Source organism: Streptomyces sp. R33, assembly GCF_041200175.1.
GTDB lineage: Bacteria > Actinomycetota > Actinomycetes > Streptomycetales > Streptomycetaceae > Streptomyces > Streptomyces katrae_B.
In genome coordinates, this window is record NZ_CP165727.1 from 5,056,719 (window position 1) to 5,073,036 (window position 16,318).

The 16,318-nt window shown below is 70.9% G+C and carries 14 protein-coding genes and 1 tRNA gene; 8 read left to right on the top strand and 7 right to left on the bottom strand.

Going from position 1 to position 16,318, the window contains the following annotated elements:
• Positions 1-63: 63 nt before the first annotated feature.
• Complete coding sequence (locus tag AB5J51_RS23255; protein WP_369778556.1) at positions 64-1,266, bottom strand: PLP-dependent aminotransferase family protein; 1,203 nt, start codon at positions 1,264-1,266, stop codon at positions 64-66.
• A gap of 131 nt (positions 1,267-1,397) precedes the next feature.
• On the opposite strand from AB5J51_RS23255, the gene AB5J51_RS23260 reads away from it, so the two are divergent.
• Positions 1,398-2,264 carry a hypothetical protein gene (locus tag AB5J51_RS23260; protein ID WP_369778557.1) on the top strand — a complete coding sequence of 289 codons (867 nt, stop codon included), beginning with the start codon at positions 1,398-1,400 and terminating at the stop codon, positions 2,262-2,264.
• 165 nt (positions 2,265-2,429) lie between these two features.
• Here the strand turns inward: AB5J51_RS23260 and AB5J51_RS23265 are convergent, their stop codons facing one another.
• The 3 genes from AB5J51_RS23265 to AB5J51_RS23275 all read right to left on the bottom strand — a co-directional run bounded on the left by AB5J51_RS23265 (position 2,430) and on the right by AB5J51_RS23275 (position 4,774).
• Positions 2,430-2,642 (bottom strand): DUF397 domain-containing protein, encoded by a 213-nt coding sequence (locus AB5J51_RS23265; protein ID WP_369778558.1) that lies wholly within the window; start codon positions 2,640-2,642, stop codon positions 2,430-2,432.
• 219 nt (positions 2,643-2,861) lie between these two features.
• Entirely contained in the window at positions 2,862-3,746 is an 885-nt protein-coding gene (locus AB5J51_RS23270) for a helix-turn-helix transcriptional regulator (RefSeq protein ID WP_053786959.1), read from the bottom strand.
• A 287-nt stretch (positions 3,747-4,033) separates the two neighbouring features.
• A complete protein-coding gene (locus tag AB5J51_RS23275) occupies positions 4,034-4,774 on the bottom strand; it encodes a GPP34 family phosphoprotein (RefSeq protein WP_030302629.1) in 741 nt (246 codons plus the stop codon).
• A gap of 166 nt (positions 4,775-4,940) precedes the next feature.
• Between AB5J51_RS23275 and AB5J51_RS23280 the strand changes: the two genes are divergently transcribed.
• The 5 genes from AB5J51_RS23280 (at position 4,941) to AB5J51_RS23300 (ending at position 11,190) form a co-directional block, all read left to right on the top strand.
• The gene (locus AB5J51_RS23280; RefSeq protein ID WP_369778559.1) at positions 4,941-7,694 is read left to right on the top strand and encodes a D-alanyl-D-alanine carboxypeptidase family protein; all 2,754 of its coding nucleotides are present in this window, start codon (positions 4,941-4,943) and stop codon (positions 7,692-7,694) included.
• 153 nt (positions 7,695-7,847) lie between these two features.
• Positions 7,848-9,767: an MFS transporter gene (locus AB5J51_RS23285; RefSeq protein WP_369778560.1), complete on the top strand. Its 1,920-nt coding sequence runs from the start codon at positions 7,848-7,850 to the stop codon at positions 9,765-9,767.
• A 109-nt stretch (positions 9,768-9,876) separates the two neighbouring features.
• Complete coding sequence (locus AB5J51_RS23290) at positions 9,877-10,080, top strand: hypothetical protein (protein ID WP_234382129.1); 204 nt, start codon at positions 9,877-9,879, stop codon at positions 10,078-10,080.
• A 252-nt stretch (positions 10,081-10,332) separates the two neighbouring features.
• A complete protein-coding gene (locus AB5J51_RS23295; RefSeq protein ID WP_369778561.1) occupies positions 10,333-10,563 on the top strand; it encodes a hypothetical protein in 231 nt (76 codons plus the stop codon).
• 42 nt (positions 10,564-10,605) lie between these two features.
• The gene (locus AB5J51_RS23300; protein ID WP_369778562.1) at positions 10,606-11,190 is read left to right on the top strand and encodes a sortase domain-bontaining protein; all 585 of its coding nucleotides are present in this window, start codon (positions 10,606-10,608) and stop codon (positions 11,188-11,190) included.
• 159 nt (positions 11,191-11,349) lie between these two features.
• Here AB5J51_RS23300 and AB5J51_RS23305 read toward each other — a convergent pair.
• Positions 11,350-11,422 (bottom strand) — tRNA-Arg (locus AB5J51_RS23305).
• 414 nt (positions 11,423-11,836) lie between these two features.
• Between AB5J51_RS23305 and AB5J51_RS23310 the strand changes: the two genes are divergently transcribed.
• Positions 11,837-12,748, top strand: coding sequence for a hypothetical protein (locus AB5J51_RS23310; RefSeq protein WP_369778563.1), 912 nt, complete (start codon positions 11,837-11,839; stop codon positions 12,746-12,748).
• A gap of 839 nt (positions 12,749-13,587) precedes the next feature.
• A complete protein-coding gene (locus AB5J51_RS23315) occupies positions 13,588-14,463 on the top strand; it encodes a xanthine dehydrogenase family protein subunit M (protein ID WP_369778564.1) in 876 nt (291 codons plus the stop codon).
• 27 nt (positions 14,464-14,490) lie between these two features.
• Here the strand turns inward: AB5J51_RS23315 and AB5J51_RS23320 are convergent, their stop codons facing one another.
• Together AB5J51_RS23320 and AB5J51_RS23325 are read right to left on the bottom strand one after the other, a co-directional pair.
• Positions 14,491-14,973: a RidA family protein gene (locus AB5J51_RS23320; protein ID WP_053786966.1), complete on the bottom strand. Its 483-nt coding sequence runs from the start codon at positions 14,971-14,973 to the stop codon at positions 14,491-14,493.
• Between the two features lie 41 nt (positions 14,974-15,014).
• Entirely contained in the window at positions 15,015-16,292 is a 1,278-nt protein-coding gene (locus tag AB5J51_RS23325) for a M6 family metalloprotease domain-containing protein (RefSeq protein WP_133897771.1), read from the bottom strand.
• Positions 16,293-16,318 lie beyond the last annotated feature (26 nt).

Sequence of the window (16,318 nt, forward strand, 5' to 3'; positions counted from 1 at the left end):
GTGACGCACCGTCAATGCGGTGGCCGGAAAGCTCTGTCGATCAGCTCGGTCCGCCCCGCAGCCCTACCCCATTGCCCGGGCCAGCCGTCCCAGCCCCTCCCCGATCTCGTCCGGCGTGTGCGTCGTGAACGACAGGCGCAACGTACGAGGGTCGGGCGTGCCCGTGTAGAAGGGCGCTCCCGGAACGAATGCCACGTCGCGCGATATCGCCTCCTTCAGCAGGGCCGTCGCGTCGCGCCCCTCTGGCAGCCGGGCCCACACGAACATCCCGCCCTCCGGCCGGTTCCAGGCCGAACCCGCCGGCAGCGCCGCGCCCAGGCCCGCCAACAGGGCATCGCGCCGGTCCCGATAGGCGGCCCGCACCGTCGCGACGTGCGCGTCGAGGTCCGCCTCGCGCAGGTAGTGCGCCGCCGCCAGCTGGTCCACCGTGGACGTGTGCAGGTCCGCCGCCTGCTTGGTCACCGCCGCCGCCCGCCGCAGTGCGGCCGGAGCGCGGAGCCAGCCCAGCCGGAGCCCCGGAGCCATGATCTTCGAGAAGCTCCCGAGCAGCGCCGTACGGTCCTCCGCCCCCGGGTGCGCCGCGAGCCACGGGATCTCGGCCCCCTCGAACCGGAGTTCCCCGTACGGATCGTCCTCCACCAGCCACAGCCCGCGCCGCGCCGCGATCTCCGCCACCGCCGCCCGCCGGGTGCCCGGCAGCGTGCGCCCGGTGGGGTTCTGGAACGTCGGCACCGCATACAGCAGCTTGGGTCGCTCCCGCGCCACGATCTCCTCCAGCGCATCGGGCAGGATGCCCTGCTCGTCGCAGGGCACGGGTATCACCCGCGCTCCCGCCAGCCCGAAGCACTGGAGCGCCGCCAGGTAGGTCGGGTTCTCGACGAGGACCGCGTCGCCCGGCTCGACGAGCGCCGAGGTGATCAGCGTGAGGGCCTGCTGGGACCCGGTGGTGATCAGTACGTCGTCCGCGGCGGTCTCCAGCCCCCGGGCCGCCGCCCGCGCGGCCACCGCCTCCCGCAGCTCCGGCGCTCCCTCGGTGGTCGAGTACTGCAGCGCCCGGCTCGCCGACGCCGCGAACGCGGCGTCGTACGCGGCCCGCAGGCCCTCGGTGTCGAAGAGCTCCGGTGCGGGCAGGCCGCCCGCGAAGGAGATCACCCCGGGGCGGGCGGTGAGGGCGAGGATCTCGCGGATGGGGGAGCCGGCGACGGCGCGGGCGCGGGCGGCGAAGGCGGGCGGCGGGGACGCGGAAAGAGCAGAGGGAGACGACACGGGAACTCCTTCGGGGAGGCGAGTGGGGCGCATCCTAACCGCGAAAAGATGCATATGGCAGCTACATGTCAGGGAGTGGAACGCAGCGCACCCCCTCCCCATCTGATGCAGCATCAGCTAGACCGTTCCCCATGACGACGGAGAACCGGAAGAGCCAGGACACCCATCCCGACACCCACCCCGACACCTACGCCGAGCTGGCTGCCGTGGGCCCGTACGGCGTCCGCCCGGGCCATGCGCTGATCACCATGGTCGAACCGCACCCGGGCCACGAGTACGCGTACAACCGCTGGTACGAGGACGACCACTACTACGCCGGCGCCATGGCCATGCCCTGGATGTACGCGGGCCGCCGCTGGGTCGCCACCCGCGAACTCCGGGAACTGCGCTACCCGGAGAAGTCGGCCGTCGCCCAGCCCGTCACCGCCGGGTGCTACATCTCCACGTACTGGGTCACCGAGGGCCGCTACGACGAGCACATGAAATGGACCGTCGGCATCAACAAGCGGCTGGGCCGGGACGGCCGCGTCTACCAGGACCGCACCCACGTCTTCACGTCCTTCCAGGACCACGAGGCCACCGTCTACCGCGACGGGGCGGCCGGCCCCCGGGACTTCCACGCCCTCGACCACCCGTACGCCGGCCTCGTCGTCCAGGTCGTCGACGCCGACGGGCCCGAGCAGCGGGCGGAGCTGCTGGAGTGGCTGCGCTCGCGCGCCCTGCCGAAGTGGCTGCACGGCTCGCCGGCCGCGATGGTGACGGTCTTCCGGCCGACCCCGCTGCCCGGCGACCGGATGACGTACGTCAAGCAGGTCGAGGGGGTCGACACCCGGTTGACGCTGCTGTGGTTCCTGGAGGCCGATCCGCGCACCTGCTGGGACCGGTTCCGGGGGCTGGACGCCAAGGTCGCCGAGGCCGGGCTGGGGCGGGTGGAGCTGGTGGCGCCGTTCATCCCGACGGTGCCGGGGACGGACCGGTACGTGAACGAACTGCGCTAGTCGCCTGGCCCCGGACATGGCCGAGCCCCCTCGGCCGGGACGGCGGGCCAGTCGAGAGGGCTCCAGTCAATGGTGCAGGCGGTGCAGGTGTTGCAGGTGGTTCCTGTAATGCGGTTGTTGCGCGTGGTGCAGCGGAAGGGTCGGCGGGGTCGTACGCCGTGACGTTCAGGCGAGGCGTCCCAGCCGGCCCTCGGTGACGTCGGCCACGAACGAGGTCCAGGAGCCCGGCGCGAAGGTGAGGGACGGACCGTCCTGCACCTTCGAGTCGCGCACCGCGATGGCCTCCATGACGGGGGACTTGACCTCGACGCAAGCGCCGTTTCCGCCGGAGTAGGAGGACTTGATCCAGTTGTCCGTGGCGCCCTGACGAATAGCCATGTTTCTCTCCGGTTCAGCGAGTTGTGCCAGTGATGTGTCGGCCATTTCGGTTTCCTGACCGACGTGATCGACGCTACCGGCACCTTCCGACGGGCGAAGAGGTCATTCACCCGACCGAGTGGCATATTCCATTCAGGACTTCTGTGGCCGGGGAGCAACGGTGTACCGTACCGGCCCCCTCGCCACCTGCCGCCGACGCGGTGTCCGCTGCCTCCGCTTTTACTTCCCCTTGCCCGCATACTCGCCGATGATCTCGGCGATGAACTGACGCGTCTGCTCCACATTGAGCGCCTGCGCGCGCAGGTGCTCGTACATCACGCTGTACTTCTGGACGTCGTTGGCCTTCTCCAGGTACAAATCGCTCGTCACGCCCTCGATGTAGACGACCGTCGAATCGGACGCGTCCGGGAATTCCAGGATGGCGTACTGGCCGTTCACGCCCGGGTGGGCGCCCATCGAGAACGGCATCACCTGCACGGTGATGTACGGCTGCTCGGACTGCTCTATCAAGTACTCGAGCTGCCTGATCATCAGCTGGGGGTCGCCCACGTGCCGCCTCAGCGCGGCCTCGTCGATGACCGCCCACAGCCGCAGCGGCCCGACCTCCGGGTTGTTGTTGTCCGTCTCGGAGAGCCGTTTCTGCCGGTGCATCCGCACCTGGACGCGCTTCTCCACGTCGACCGGGGCCGTCTCGGGCAGCGCGCCGCGGATGAGGGCCTGGGCGTACTCCGGGGTCTGGAGCAGGCCGGGCACCATCTGGGGCTCGTACGTGCGCAGGCTCGCGGCATCCGTCTCGAGGCCGATGTAGACGCTGTACGGGATGTCGCCGAAGGCGTGCCACCAGCCCTGCTGGCGGGAGTCCTTGGCCATCTGCATGAGGGAGTCGACGAGCCGGCGGTCCTCGACCTCGTACACGTCGCACAGGTCGCGGACGTCACGCTGGCTGATGGAACGGCGGCCGTTCTCCAGCCTGCTGATCTTCGACTGGGAGACGAGCAGGCGCTCGGCGACCTGCTCGGCCGTCATGCCCTTGTCTTCGCGGAGCTTGCGCAACTCCATGCCCAGTCGGCGGCGTCGGACGGTGGGATTGACATTGGACGCCACTTGAACGGCACCTCCGCCTTCTTCTGGTTCTGTCTCTCTGCGTGTCTGATGGTGAGCAGACTGCCACCGAAGGGCGGGGCGGCGCCGGAGAACGGCCCGGAAACGCAGACGCGCGGGACGGCGGGGCCGGCGGACCGGCCTCGCCATCCCGCGCGCTGGCGGCTCCCGAACCGGGTCATCGGGGACGCCGGTTGCGGCGATGGCGGTTCGGTGGAGCAGTGGATCCGTGGTGCCGTGAAGCCGTGAAGCCGTGAAGCCGTGAAGCCGTGAATCCCTGAAGCAGTGGATCAGTGCGCGGCCGCGCGGGCCATCGCGCCCGTCCGGCGTGCCTGCAGCGGAACGCCGTTCGCCGTGGCCCGGGCGGGCGGCGGTGCCGCCGGTGCGCGGTCACGGCGTGGCTGCGCAGCCACACCGTTCTGGACGTCCATGACGGCGTGCGCCACGAGTCCGCCCATCGGGTCGTGCCGGATCAGATCCCGCAGCCGGGACCTGGACGACCGCCCCTCGTTGCCGGGGTACAGGTGCTTGCCGAGTCCGACCGCGTGGGCCAGTGCGGCGAGCGCCGCGGTCCGCGGGTCCGGCGGTACGCCGGTGCGGATCGCACTGTCGAGCCGGGCGCGGATCTCCCGGCTGATCGCCGTGTCGGTCGCCTGGTAGCGAGTCGTCGGCAGCACTCCGCACATCTGTCCCGCGACGGCATGCACCATGCCGCAGCGCTCCAGATGAGCGAGGTAAATCTGGCGGAGCCCCAACCGGGGTCCACCGATCCAGTGGACGGCCCGTACCGGGCTGCCGCGCCTGCGCAGCAGTTCCAGTGCGGAGTCCAGAGTCGGATCTCCTGTCGGCCGTGGCATCACCACGGCGATACGATCCCCGTCAGGGGCTATCCGTCCTGCCAGAGCCAGCTCTACTAGCTGTGCCCCGGCCAGGCCGAGGTCGAGCGACTGCGGCTGCGCCGTGGTACCCGTGGTCGGGTCCAAAGCGAGCAGCAGAAGCTCCTCCGGAATTGTTCTGCGGCTCCTGCCCATCCATGCCTCCCCGCGTGGATGAGTGACAGGGTGACGCCTCTCACATTCATCTGTCGAGAGCGCGTGGTCGCTTTGTGGGGGAACCCGCAACTATGTCGTTCTCGTCTAGCACGGGGGCGATGCCCCCTAGACGGGACACTGTTAGACATTCGGACAGCCGGACGTGGTGGCGATCGAGGAGGAACTGGTGGCGGGCGAGTCCCCCGACAAGTCGGTTGATGAAGGAGCGTCGGGGGCGGCGATGTCCTCCGCGGAGCGTGACCCGAGGTTGTCCGTGTTCCGGCCGCGGGAACCCGAGTCCGGGACCGCTTCCGCCTCCGGCTCGGGTTCCGGCTCCGGCGAGGGCACGAGTCGGGATCCGCTGCGCGAGGCGGTGGCGGCGTGGGTGGCGACGACCGACGCGGAGGCGGAGGCCGACGGCTCCGCCGCGGAGCCGAAGCCGGGCGCCGGGTCCTCCGGACGGGTGGACTCCGAGGCCGCGGCCGAGGCCGAGGGCGACTCGGCCCCGGCCGACAGCGAGCGCACCGCCGTGTTCCGCGCGCCGAAGCCGGACGCGGATGTCCCCGACTCCGATTCCGACTCCGATTCCAACTCCGATTCCGACTCTGACTCTGATTCCGCTTCCGGCTCGGATTCCGCTTCTGCGGACGAGTCGTCGGACGCCGAGCGGCCGCGCTCGGAGCCCGCCTCCGCCAAGGGCCGTAAGGATGCCCCCGCGTCCGCGGCTGCGAAGCCCGCGGCTGCCGATGCGCCGGCCGAGAAGCCGGGCTCGGCTTCCGCTTCCGCGGGCGAGCCGAAGGCTGACAGTGAGCGCACCGCGGTGTTCCGCGTCCCGAACGCAGGTTCGGCTTCCGCTTCCGCCGGGGACAAGCCTGCGGGCGGCGCTCGCACGGATTCCGGTTCGGTGCCCGCCGCTGACAAGCAGGCTGCCGCCGATGCGCCGGCCGACAGCGAGCGCACCGCGGTCTTCCGTGCCGTGAAGCCGGGCTCCCCGTCCCCGTCCGGTTCCGCTCCGGCCAAGGGCGGTACGGACGCCGCGGCCGCGGGCAAGCCGGCGGCCGACGGCGAGCGCACCGCGGTCTTCCGTGCCGTGAAGCCGGGGAGCGGTACGGATGCCTCGGCGTCCGCCGCCGAGAAGCCGGCCGGCGGTGACCGGGGCCCTGCCGGGGGTTCCGCTTCCGGTGACGCCAAGGGCGCGGCCCCCGCCGATGCGGCGGACAGCGAGCGCACCGCCGTCTTCCGCGCTCCGAAGCTGGATGCCGCCTCGGGTGCCCCGAAGGCCCCCGCCGCAGGCAAGACTTCCGACGGGCCTGCGGACGGCGAGCGCACCGCCGTCTTCCGGGCCGTGAAGCCGGACGCGAAGGCGTCGCCCCAGGCATCGGCGTCGGCATCGGCACCGGCGTCGGCGTCGGCGTCGGCTTCGGCTCCGGAGAAGCCCGCCGCCTCCGGCCCCGTGCCGCCGAAGGCGGTCGGCGGGGAGCGGCCCAGCACGTTCGTGCCGCTGCGCAAGGACGAGGGCCCGGCGTCCAAGCCCGCGGCGTCGGCATCGCCGGCCGCCCCGGCCCCGGCGCCCGCCGCCCCCAAGCCGGTCGTCGTCCCCGAGCGGACCGAGCGGACCACGCAGCAGCCGCTGCCGCCCAAGCCGCCGCTCGACATGCTCGCGGACCTCACCAACAACCCGCCCCCGCCGCCGAGCCCCCTGCGCACGGCGGTACGGCGGTTCAAGATCTACGCCCCGCTCGTCGCGCTCCTCGCGATCATCCTCGCCGTCGTCCAGCTCGTGCGCCCGCTGCCCGAGCCGAAGCTCACGATGACCGCGAAGTCCTCGTACACCTTCGACGGCGGCAACCCGGTCCTGCCCTGGCCGAAGGAGGGTCAGGCCCACATGGCCGCGGCCGGCCTCGGCACCGTCGGCAGCTTCGGCGAGCAGAAGCCGATCGCCATCGGCAGCGTGGCCAAGACGATGACGGCGTACGTGATCCTGAAGAACCACCCCCTCAAGAAGGGGGAAAAGGGTCCGATGATCGACGTCGACAAGACCGCGGTCGACGACGGCAACAAGGACTCCGAGGGCGAGTCCACCGTCAACACGCTCAAGGCGGGCGACAAGATCTCGGAGTACGACGCCCTCGCCGCGATCATGATCCCGTCCGCCAACAACGTCGCGCGGCTGCTCGCGCGCTGGGACGCCAGCGGCGACCAGGAGGCGTTCGTCAAGAAGATGAACGACGCCGCCAAGGAACTCGGCATGACCAACACCACGTACACCGACCCCTCGGGTCTGGACGCGACGACGGTCAGCACCGCCGAGGACCAGGTCAAGCTCGGTCTCAAGGTCGTCGAGATGCCGGAGCTGATCGCCATCACCAAGCTGCCGGAATGGATCGACCCGTCCGGCAAGAAGTGGCGGAACTACAACACCCTCATCCCGTACAACGGCGCCCTCGGGATCAAGACGGGCTCCACCACCAAGGCCGGCGGCAACCTGCTCTTCGCCGCCGAGAAGCAGGTCGGCAAGACCAGGCAGCTGATCGTCGGCGCGGTGCTCGGCCAGCACGGCAGCCCGATCCTCGACACCGCCATCGCGGCCAGCAAGCAGGTCATGCTCGCCACGCAGAAGATGCTGGTGGACGCGCCCGTCGTGAAGAAGGGCGACGTCGTCGGGTACGTGGACGACGGTCTCGGCGGCCGCACCCCGGTCGTCGCGACCGGCGACGTGGCGGCGGTCGGCTGGCCTTCGCTCACGGTCGACATCAAGCTGGCCGGCGGGGACGGCAAGCTCCCGCAGAGCGCCAAGGCCGGCACCGAGATCGGCGTGCTGACCGTCGGTGAAGGGGCCAGCCAGGTGAAGGTGCCGGTGGCGCTGCAGAGTGATCTCGCCGCGCCCGGCATCGGCAGCAAACTGACCCGTGTCGGCTGATCGCCGGCATCGGTGAGCTGACCGCGCGATTCGGCGCCCCGGGCAACCCCGGGGCGCCGTGGCGCGTCTAGCGACCCGGGAACGGGACCCGAGAAGGGCCGCAGATGTTCGATCCATGTGCCGGGAAGTCCCGGAAGTCCGGGGAGTACGGCAGTGACCACTGCTGAACAGCACAGCCAGAGCCAGAGCCGGAGCGCACCACCCGCCGCCGGCGGATCCGGTGTGCCCGAGGCCGGCGCCGGCTCCGCTTCGGGCGCCGTCCCTGCAGCCGCTGCCGCTCCCGCGCCCGCTCCCGGCGGGACAGGGACCCCCGGGGTCCTCGGCTGGGCCCGCCGGCACCCGGTGGCGGTCACCACCGTGCTCGCCGCGGTCCTGCACGTCGTCTGGTTCTTCAGTTTCGCCAACAGCGGCGGCGACCTGGCCGCGCAGGACGCCTGGGCCGAGTTCGTCGGCCGCCATCCGGACTCGGCGTACAACCTCGCCTGGTACGGCGGCATGCACCCGGTCTCGTACAGCGTGGTGTCCCCGTACGTGATGTACATGATCGGCGTACGGACCACGATGATGGTCGCCGGCACGGTCTCGGCCGGGCTGCTCGCGCTGATCCTGACCCGGTGCCGCGGCACCGTCCGCGAGCCGCTGTGGCCGGCCCTCGCCGGGGCGTACGGGCTGCTCTGCAACGCCCTGTCCGGCCGGGTCACCTTCGGCCTCGGCGCGATGTTCGCGCTCGGTGCCGTCGCCGCCGTCTTCTGCTGGCCCCGCAAATGGGCGGAGCGGCGCTGGGCCAAGGCCGCGGTGGCGGCCCCGCTCGCCGCGCTCGCGACCGCCTCCAGCCCCGTCGCCGGACTGTTCCTCGGGGTGATCGCGGCCGCGCTGTTCCTGTCCGGGCGGCGCCCCGGGGCGTACGCGCTGGGGCTGGCCCCGGCGGCGGTGGTCGGGCTGTCGGCCTGGCTGTTCCCGTTCTCCGGGACGCAGCCCATGAAGCTCGGCTCGGCCGCGCCGCCGTTCTTCTTCGGGCTGGCGATCCTGTTCCTCGTACCGAAGCGGTGGAAGACGGTCCGGATCGCCTCCGCCGTCTACGCCTTCGGGGTCCTGCTGACCTGGGCGATCGACTCGCAGGTCGGCTCGAACGTCACCCGGCTGGTCATGCTGTTCGGCGGGGCCGTGCTGCTCGCGGCCGTCCCGTACGCGGTCCCGCGCACCCGGCACTGGTACGCGGTGCTGCTCGCCTTCGCCGGGATCAACATCTGGATCACCGCCAACAGCATCACGGACATCGTCCGCACGACCCCGGTGGCCGCGTGGAACCGCGAGCTGGCCCCGCTGGTCGACCAGCTGCAGAAGGCGGGCGCCGACCGCGGCCGCGTCGAGGTGGTCCCGGCCAGCAGCCACCGCGAGTCCTCGGCCTTCCCCGCGTACGTGAACCTGGCGCGCGGCTGGAACCGGCAGGCGGACCTCGAGCGGAACCCGCTCTTCTACGACGACACCCTCACGGCCGAGAGCTACCGGGAGTGGCTGGACCGCTGGGCCGTGCACTACGTGGTGCTGCCGGCCGACAAACCCGATTCGGGCGGGGAGGACGAGGCGAAGCTGGTGCGCGCGGGGCTCCCGTACCTCCAGCAGGTGTGGGGCGACGCGAACTGGCGGCTCTTCAAGGTGGACGCACCGACGGACCTGGTGTCCGGGCAGGCCACGGTGGTGCGGGCGGGTGCGGACCAGCTGGTCGTCGACGTGAAGGCGGCCGGGCGGGTGCTCGTACGGATCCCGCACTCGCCGTGGCTGGGGCTGGTGGACGGCGCGGGCAAGCCGGTGCCGCCGCCGCAGGAGACGTTCGCGTCGAAGGCGCGCAGCGGGGGCGGCGGCTCGGGCTCGGGCACGCTGCCGAAGGAGTACGCGAACACGGCCGGGTGCCTGTTCAAGGCCGCTCCGGACACCGCGGGCGATGTGTGGACGGAGCTGCTGGCACCGGGGCCGGGGGTGTACCGGGTGGCGGCGAAGTACCAGCTGCCGCGGGGGACGCCGTGCCCGGAGGAGCTGACCCGCTGGGTGGCGGGGGCGGCGCAGCGGCCCTGATCGGAGGCGGGTCCGGAGTTTTTACGCACGGTCCGGGTGCGTTGCTCCGGATATCTGCATACCATCCCAATAGTCCGATTGGGTGCTTCCCGAGGGAGTTGACGACGGGATGAGCAAAGAGCAGCAGAAGCGGGATTTCCGAGAGGCCTTCCAGGCCCAGGATCCGGATCGGCCGCCGCGCCCGGCAGGCCACGGCTTCGACGGTCTGGTGCGGAGCAAGGTCAAGGGCGGGGCGCACACGAAGGCGGCCCTCAAGCGGGCCGGCACTCCGCAGGGTGACCGCATCGGTGAACGCAGCAGAGGCCTGAGCTGATCCCACACCCACGTCGCCAGTCGATGGGCGTCAGCCCTTCCGGTTCCGGCCGGGAGGGCTTTCGTGCGTCTGTGACCAGGGACTCTGGTCCTTGACGGGTCTGTGGGCGAGGATCCGGACAACTGTTACATTGCCGACGGATGACCAAAACATCACCCTCGTAGCGTCGGGGTCGTCGCCAGGGCGAACCACATCGAACGTGGCCGGCCCGGACCGAGACCAGAGGCGACTGCGACCCGAGGGGAACCACCCGTGCGCTCCACCTTCCGTACCGCAGCCGTCGTCGCCGGTGCCTTCACCGCACTGGCACTCCCGGCCACCCGGGCCTTCGCCGCCGACGACCCTGACGCGGCGGCCGAGGAGGTCGTGCAGGAGGGCTGGACCGAGGGCGCGGCGCTGATCGCGGGTGGCGCCGGGCTGGCCGCCGCGGGCGCCGCGGGCCTCGGCGTCACGATGCTCCGCCGCCGCCGCGCCGAGGGCTGATCCCACACCATGTCCAGCACCCTCATCCCATGCACGCGCCGCGTGATCGTGACGACGACCCTGGCGGCGTCCGTCACGGCCGCCCTGGCGGCCTGCGGTACCGAGCTCCCCCCGGAACCGAAGGTCGCCGGCACCTCCGCGGCCCCCGTGGCCCGCACATCGACCGCCCTCCCCCCGTCGAAGCCGACCGGTATGAGGATCGAAGCCGCGGGCGTGGACGCGAAGAAGATGGTCGACCTGAAGGTGGACGCCGCCACCGGCGAGCTCGGCGTACCGAACGCCGACACGGACGCGAACAGCCCCGGCTGGTGGACGGAGGGCGTCACGCCGGGCGAGAAGGGCGTCTCCGTCCTGGTCGCGCACTTCGACACCAGGCACGGCCCGGCCCTGATGAAGGACGTCGAGAAGATCAAACTCGGCGATCTCGTCGAGGTGCCGCGCGAGGACGGCAGGACCGCCAAGTTCAAGATCCGCGAGATCGAGGACGTCAACAAGAAGGACTTCCCGACCGACAAGGTCTACGCCGACACGCAGCGCCCCGAACTCCGCCTGCTGACCTGCGGCGGCGAGATCAAGGACGGCCACCGCACGAACAACATCATCTTCTACGCCGACCTGACGACCTGACCGCCGCCCCCCAGCACCGCAGGCGCGCTCCTCACCCGCTCCGCGACCAGGCCGACGCCCCGTCAGACGCCCGATCGGCACTACCCGGGAGAACCCGCTGCACGCATGCGAAAGGGCCAGTCCGAGAGGATCGCTCCTCCGAACTGGCCCTCAGCCGCGTGCCCCCGGCAGGATTCGAACCTGCGACACCCGCTTTAGGAGAGCGGTGCTCTATCCCCTGAGCTACGAAGGCGGGGGCTTGTCGCGAACCGTGTCGGAAACCCCGGTGGGGCAGGTCGACGCGGACTGACAAACGCCCTGGTCAGCTTGCGTGCGTATGCGGGCGGAGCGGCGTCCTGGCGGACACTATCCCGGGCACACGCCTGGTAGCCGTCTGACCGCTGACAGCCTAGCGGATCAGGCTGGCCGAGGTCGCCTCGATTGGCGTGCGCCTCGGCCACGTCCATCTCGGGCCCTGTGACCTGCGTGTTTCGGCGATGTCGGGTGCGTGGGGCCTCTGTCGGGACGGTGTCGGCGTTGCCGAAGCGCTTCTGGATGTCCGTTTCGCGTCCGGGGTGGCTCTGGTCGGCTGTGGACCCGGGGCACGATTCACGAACAATCCAGGCATCGTCGAGAAAGCGCTGGCCATCTACAACGGGACGTATCCGTGACATACAACCTCCTTACCGTCGACCCCGTCAGGCCCGAGACCATGGCCCTCGCCCTTGCCGGATGCCTCGGTATCGCGGTAGGTGACGTGGACGTGGCGGATTCTGACGGCGACCCCGACCTCCGCAACTGGGATGCGCCCGTCTCGTGCGAATACCGGGCAGTTCAAGGTGATGTGGCCTGGTCGCTAGACGTCTACGCCCAGGAACACGTCGCTGATCAGCCGCCCGAGTCCGACCTCGCCGCAGGGTTCGCGAAGGCCGCCATGACGACCGTCCTGTTTCCCGCTGAGGAAGCACCGCCGAGTGCCTACTGGGCGGTGACCCCGGAAGGCGTTCTCACCCGAGCCCGGCTCGAACTCTCCGATGACGAGCCTCCCCTTTACGCGATCACTGCCGTCGAGGCGCCAGTGCCGCAACTGCCCGGGGCGACCGTGACGAGATTCGCCGAGATCGTACGGGAACAGCGGCCGGATACGCCGGTGGCCTGGGCCTTCGCGGCATCGGTGGAGAAGGTGCGGCAGGCCGCCTCGGGCCTCGCGAGGCTTTCCCTCGACGACGGCACCGGTAGCCCCGTCTGGACCGCGAAGGGCAACCTGGTGGTTTGGGAGAGGGTCATCACGCAAATGGAATCCGGGTGGGCGCCGTCGGGCTGGTATCCGGCCGACCTTTACCGGGAGCGGCTGGAATCGCGTGACGAGCTGGCGGGAATTGGTGCCCACCTGCCGCTTGATGTCACTGAGCTACTCGACGAGGCCTTGGAGCAGCTGGACAGACGGTTTGCCGCGGCGACAGAGGATGACCCGTCAGGGAGTCTCCGCAGAGAGCTGACCGGCGGCTCCGCAGAGCAGACGCCGGTCGGCTGGTGGTGGCACCGCCGCCCGAATCCCGCACCTTGGGAACAGGCCTGACTGCGTCTCGATGGCGACACCACAGGCCTGGTGCGCGATGGGAGTCGCGTACCGGGCCTGCTCGGGGTCTGGGGGCGTGGAAACTGAGTACGAGGGATCAGCCTCAGCAGCCGCCCTCCGGGCGGAAGGCCTGGATTGGCTCCAGGTGGTGATTCCGAGCGGCGACTTCAGGATCAGCCGTCAGGGATGGTGTCTCTGGGCACTGGACATCACGTGAGTCGGCCTATGCACCACGCCCGCACCGGAGCTACGCCACCGGCGCGGTGACCCGTCGCCGACCACCCTTCTGATCGTCGCCGGCGAACAGCAGCCCCGCAGGTGCCCCACGGCCGTGGCTGGTGGGCCGTCAGTAACGGGACTTCACGCGTCCATCTGGGGGACCGGAAGGGCATCCAGCCCCCTGGGAGCCGCGGCATGGATGCGCTGGCGGGTGAGGTATCAGCGTGGCTCTGACCTGGGGCGTTGCGTACTGCGTTCCAGAAAGGACGGCAGAGCGTTTTGAGTGACCTCGGTGCCAGGTTTCTGACCTGCGGTTTTGGTATTTCCGTCAAGCCCCACGAAGGCGAAGGCCACGAAGGCCTGACCTCCGACAGGCCAGCGGATCGTGCTCCACGGATGCGCCTCCACAAGCGAGGCTCGACGTCGGCTCGTGCCTGCCGCATGATCGGGCCCTGGAGCAGCCGGACACGCGGGTTGCCGCTGCGGCGGAGGACGACCCGTCAGGGAGCCTTCGCAGAGAGCGGGCCGGTGGCTCCGCGGAAGGCCGCTCGGAACGCGATGGCCGGGGGAATTCCGCCTGATTCGGTTTGAGTCCGAACACCCCGGTCCATGGGACACCCATGGACTTCCTTCGCCCTGCCGACTGGGAAGAGGCGCTCGCCGTCAAGGCCGAGCACCCCACCGCCGTGCCCATCGCCGGTGGCACCGACGTGATGGTCGAGATCAACTTCGACCACCGCCGGCCGGAGTACCTCATGGACCTGAACCGCATCGGGCTGCTGCGGGAATGGGAGATCGGCGAGGACGTCGTACGGCTCGGCGCGTCCGTCCCGTACACGGAGATCATGGAGCACCTCCGCGCGGAACTCCCGGGGCTGGCCCTCGCCTCGCACACCGTCGCCTCCCCGCAGATCCGCAACCGCGGCAGCGTCGGCGGCAACCTCGGTACGGCGTCCCCGGCGGGTGATGCGCACCCGGCGCTCCTCGCGGCCGGCGCGCAGGTCGAGGTGGAGTCCGTACGGGGCTCCCGGCTGATCCCGATCGACGCGTTCTACACCGGGGTCAAGCGCAACGCCCTCGCCCCCGACGAGCTGATCAAGGCCGTCCACGTGGCCAGGGCCGACGGGCCCCAGCAGTTCTCCAAGGTCGGCACCCGCAACGCCATGGTCATCGCCGTCTGCGCCTTCGGCCTGGCCCTGCACCCGGCGACCCGGACCGTCCGTACGGGCATCGGCTCCGCGGCCCCCACGCCGATCCGGGCGAAGGCGGCCGAGGAGTTCCTGGCCGCGGCGCTCGAAGAGGGCGGCTTCTGGGAGTCCCGCAAGGTCATCACCCCGTCGATCGCGAAGCAGTTCGGGGATCTCGCGGCCGCGTCCTGCAACCCGATCGACGACATCCGCGGCACCGCCCGCTACCGCCGCCACGCCGTCGGAGTCCTGGCCCGCCGCCAACTCCTGTGGACCTGGCAGGAGTACCAGGCCGGCGGAGCCGCGTGACCCTGCGCCTCAGACGCCTCAGACGCCTCAGACGCCCATCGGGGTGTGCAGCTCCACGGTGACCTCGACCTCCACGGGTGCGTCCAGCGGCAGCACCGCCACCCCCACCGCACTGCGGACGTGGATGCCGGCGTCGCCGAAGGCGGTGCCGAACAGCTCGCTGGCCCCGTTGACCACGCCCGGCTGGCCGGTGAACCGCGGATCACTGGCCACGTAGCCGACCACCTTGACCACGCGCTTGACGGCGGACAGGTCGCCGCTGACCGAGGCGATCGCGGAGAGGGCGTTCAGCGCGCACTGCCGGGCCAGCTCCTTCGCCTGCTCGGCGCTGACCTCGGCCCCGACCTTGCCGGTCAGCAGCAGTTCGCCGTCGACCATCGGGAGTTGGCCCGAGGTGTACACGTAATGCCCGTTGACCAGGGCGGGCACGTACGTGCCCAGTGGGGCGAGCGTCTTCGGGAGGCTGAGCCCGGCCGCGGCGAGCCGTTCTTCGGGGGTGCCGGTCGTCATCGGGTTCTCCTTGGGTCTTCGTGGGCTGAAGCCGCTCGGCCTCAGGGGCGGGTGATCCGGACCTGGAAGCTGCCGTTGCGCAGCTCGCCCACCACCGAGATGCTGATGCCGGCCTTGTCGTCGGTGAACGTCTCGCCCGGCCGGAACGGCGCGTCCGACAGTTCCCCGTGCACGTTGGGCCGCCGGGTGCAGCCGCCGCTGCCGTTCGCGCTGTCCGAGACGGTCACGGGCCCGCGCCCGGTGTCCACCTGGGAGTCCACCTTGTAGATCAGTACGCCGGGTTTGCAGACGGCCTCGTCGTTCCCGGACCGGGTGCGCACCTCCACCGCGTACCCGGCGCTTTCCGACACCGGTACGAAGGCCAGCTTCGTGCCGCCCTCCACCCCGAGCGGGGTCAGGGTGTGGTCGCTGATGCCGGACTTCGAGGCGCAGCTGATCTGCGAGCCGTCCAGCCAGCCCAGCTTCCACTTGTGCCAGCCCAGCAGGTCGTTGTTGGCGCCCCAGTCCTCGCTCATGATGTCCCAGTGCCCGACCGCGCCCCCGCCGTCGGGGGTGTACAGGTCGGGCAGTCCGAAGACGTGCCCGTTCTCGTGGGGGAGCACCCGGTAGCCGGTCTCCCGGTAGGAGCCCGAGCCGTCGTCCTGGCGGCTGTAGACGAAGGACGTGTTGGCGAGCGGCACGCCGTCGGCCATCGGGGCCTCGCCGTTGCCGGAGAAGGTCACCGAGAGCACGGTGTCCAGGGCGGACGGTCCGGCGTTCGGGGTGACCAGGATGTTGACCAGGTCGTAGCGGCTGAAGTCCACCTCGGAGTCGGCGGCCTTCGCGATGTGCTCGACGAGCTGCCGGTAGCCCGGCTCGTACGCGGAGCCGCGCTCGATCCCGTACGCGGCGAACGGCATCGGCATCCGCAGCCAGGTCCTTATCGGCGCCTCGGCCCGGTACGTGAGCCGGCCGTAGGAGCTGGTGCGGAACCAGTCGGAGGTCTGGGGGAAGAACTCCGCGAGCCGGTCCAGCGCCGTGCCCTCGCCCTTGGCGTCCGGGAAGTCGATCATCAGGTTCAGCGCCCGGACCTCGCCGGTCGAACGGGAGTACCCCGGCGGGGTCGGCATGCCCTCGGACATCTGCACGCCCATGGCGCCGGTGATCCGGCAGGGCGCCAGCGCGGACTCGGCGCTCGTGGCCACGGGCCCGGCCGCGGAGTGGCTGCGGTCGGCGATCCCGGTGCTCGCGGTGGCGGTGACACCGAGGGCCAGTACGGTGAGGCCGATGTAGGCGCCGGCACGGCGTGGCGTGCGTATCCGGTGGCGGGTCTGCGGCATGGAGATCGCCTTCGGGTCCGCGGCAG

Coding starts and splice junctions, on each gene's coding strand:
- AB5J51_RS23260 (WP_369778557.1), top strand. CDS start 1,398: ATGACGACGGAGAACCGGAAGAGCCAGGACACCCATCCCGACACCCAC.
- AB5J51_RS23265 (WP_369778558.1), bottom strand. CDS start 2,642: ATGGCTATTCGTCAGGGCGCCACGGACAACTGGATCAAGTCCTCCTAC.
- AB5J51_RS23275 (WP_030302629.1), bottom strand. CDS start 4,774: ATGGGCAGGAGCCGCAGAACAATTCCGGAGGAGCTTCTGCTGCTCGCT.
- AB5J51_RS23290 (WP_234382129.1), top strand. CDS start 9,877: ATGAGCAAAGAGCAGCAGAAGCGGGATTTCCGAGAGGCCTTCCAGGCC.
- AB5J51_RS23315 (WP_369778564.1), top strand. CDS start 13,588: ATGGACTTCCTTCGCCCTGCCGACTGGGAAGAGGCGCTCGCCGTCAAG.
- AB5J51_RS23320 (WP_053786966.1), bottom strand. CDS start 14,973: ATGACGACCGGCACCCCCGAAGAACGGCTCGCCGCGGCCGGGCTCAGC.
- AB5J51_RS23325 (WP_133897771.1), bottom strand. CDS start 16,292: ATGCCGCAGACCCGCCACCGGATACGCACGCCACGCCGTGCCGGCGCC.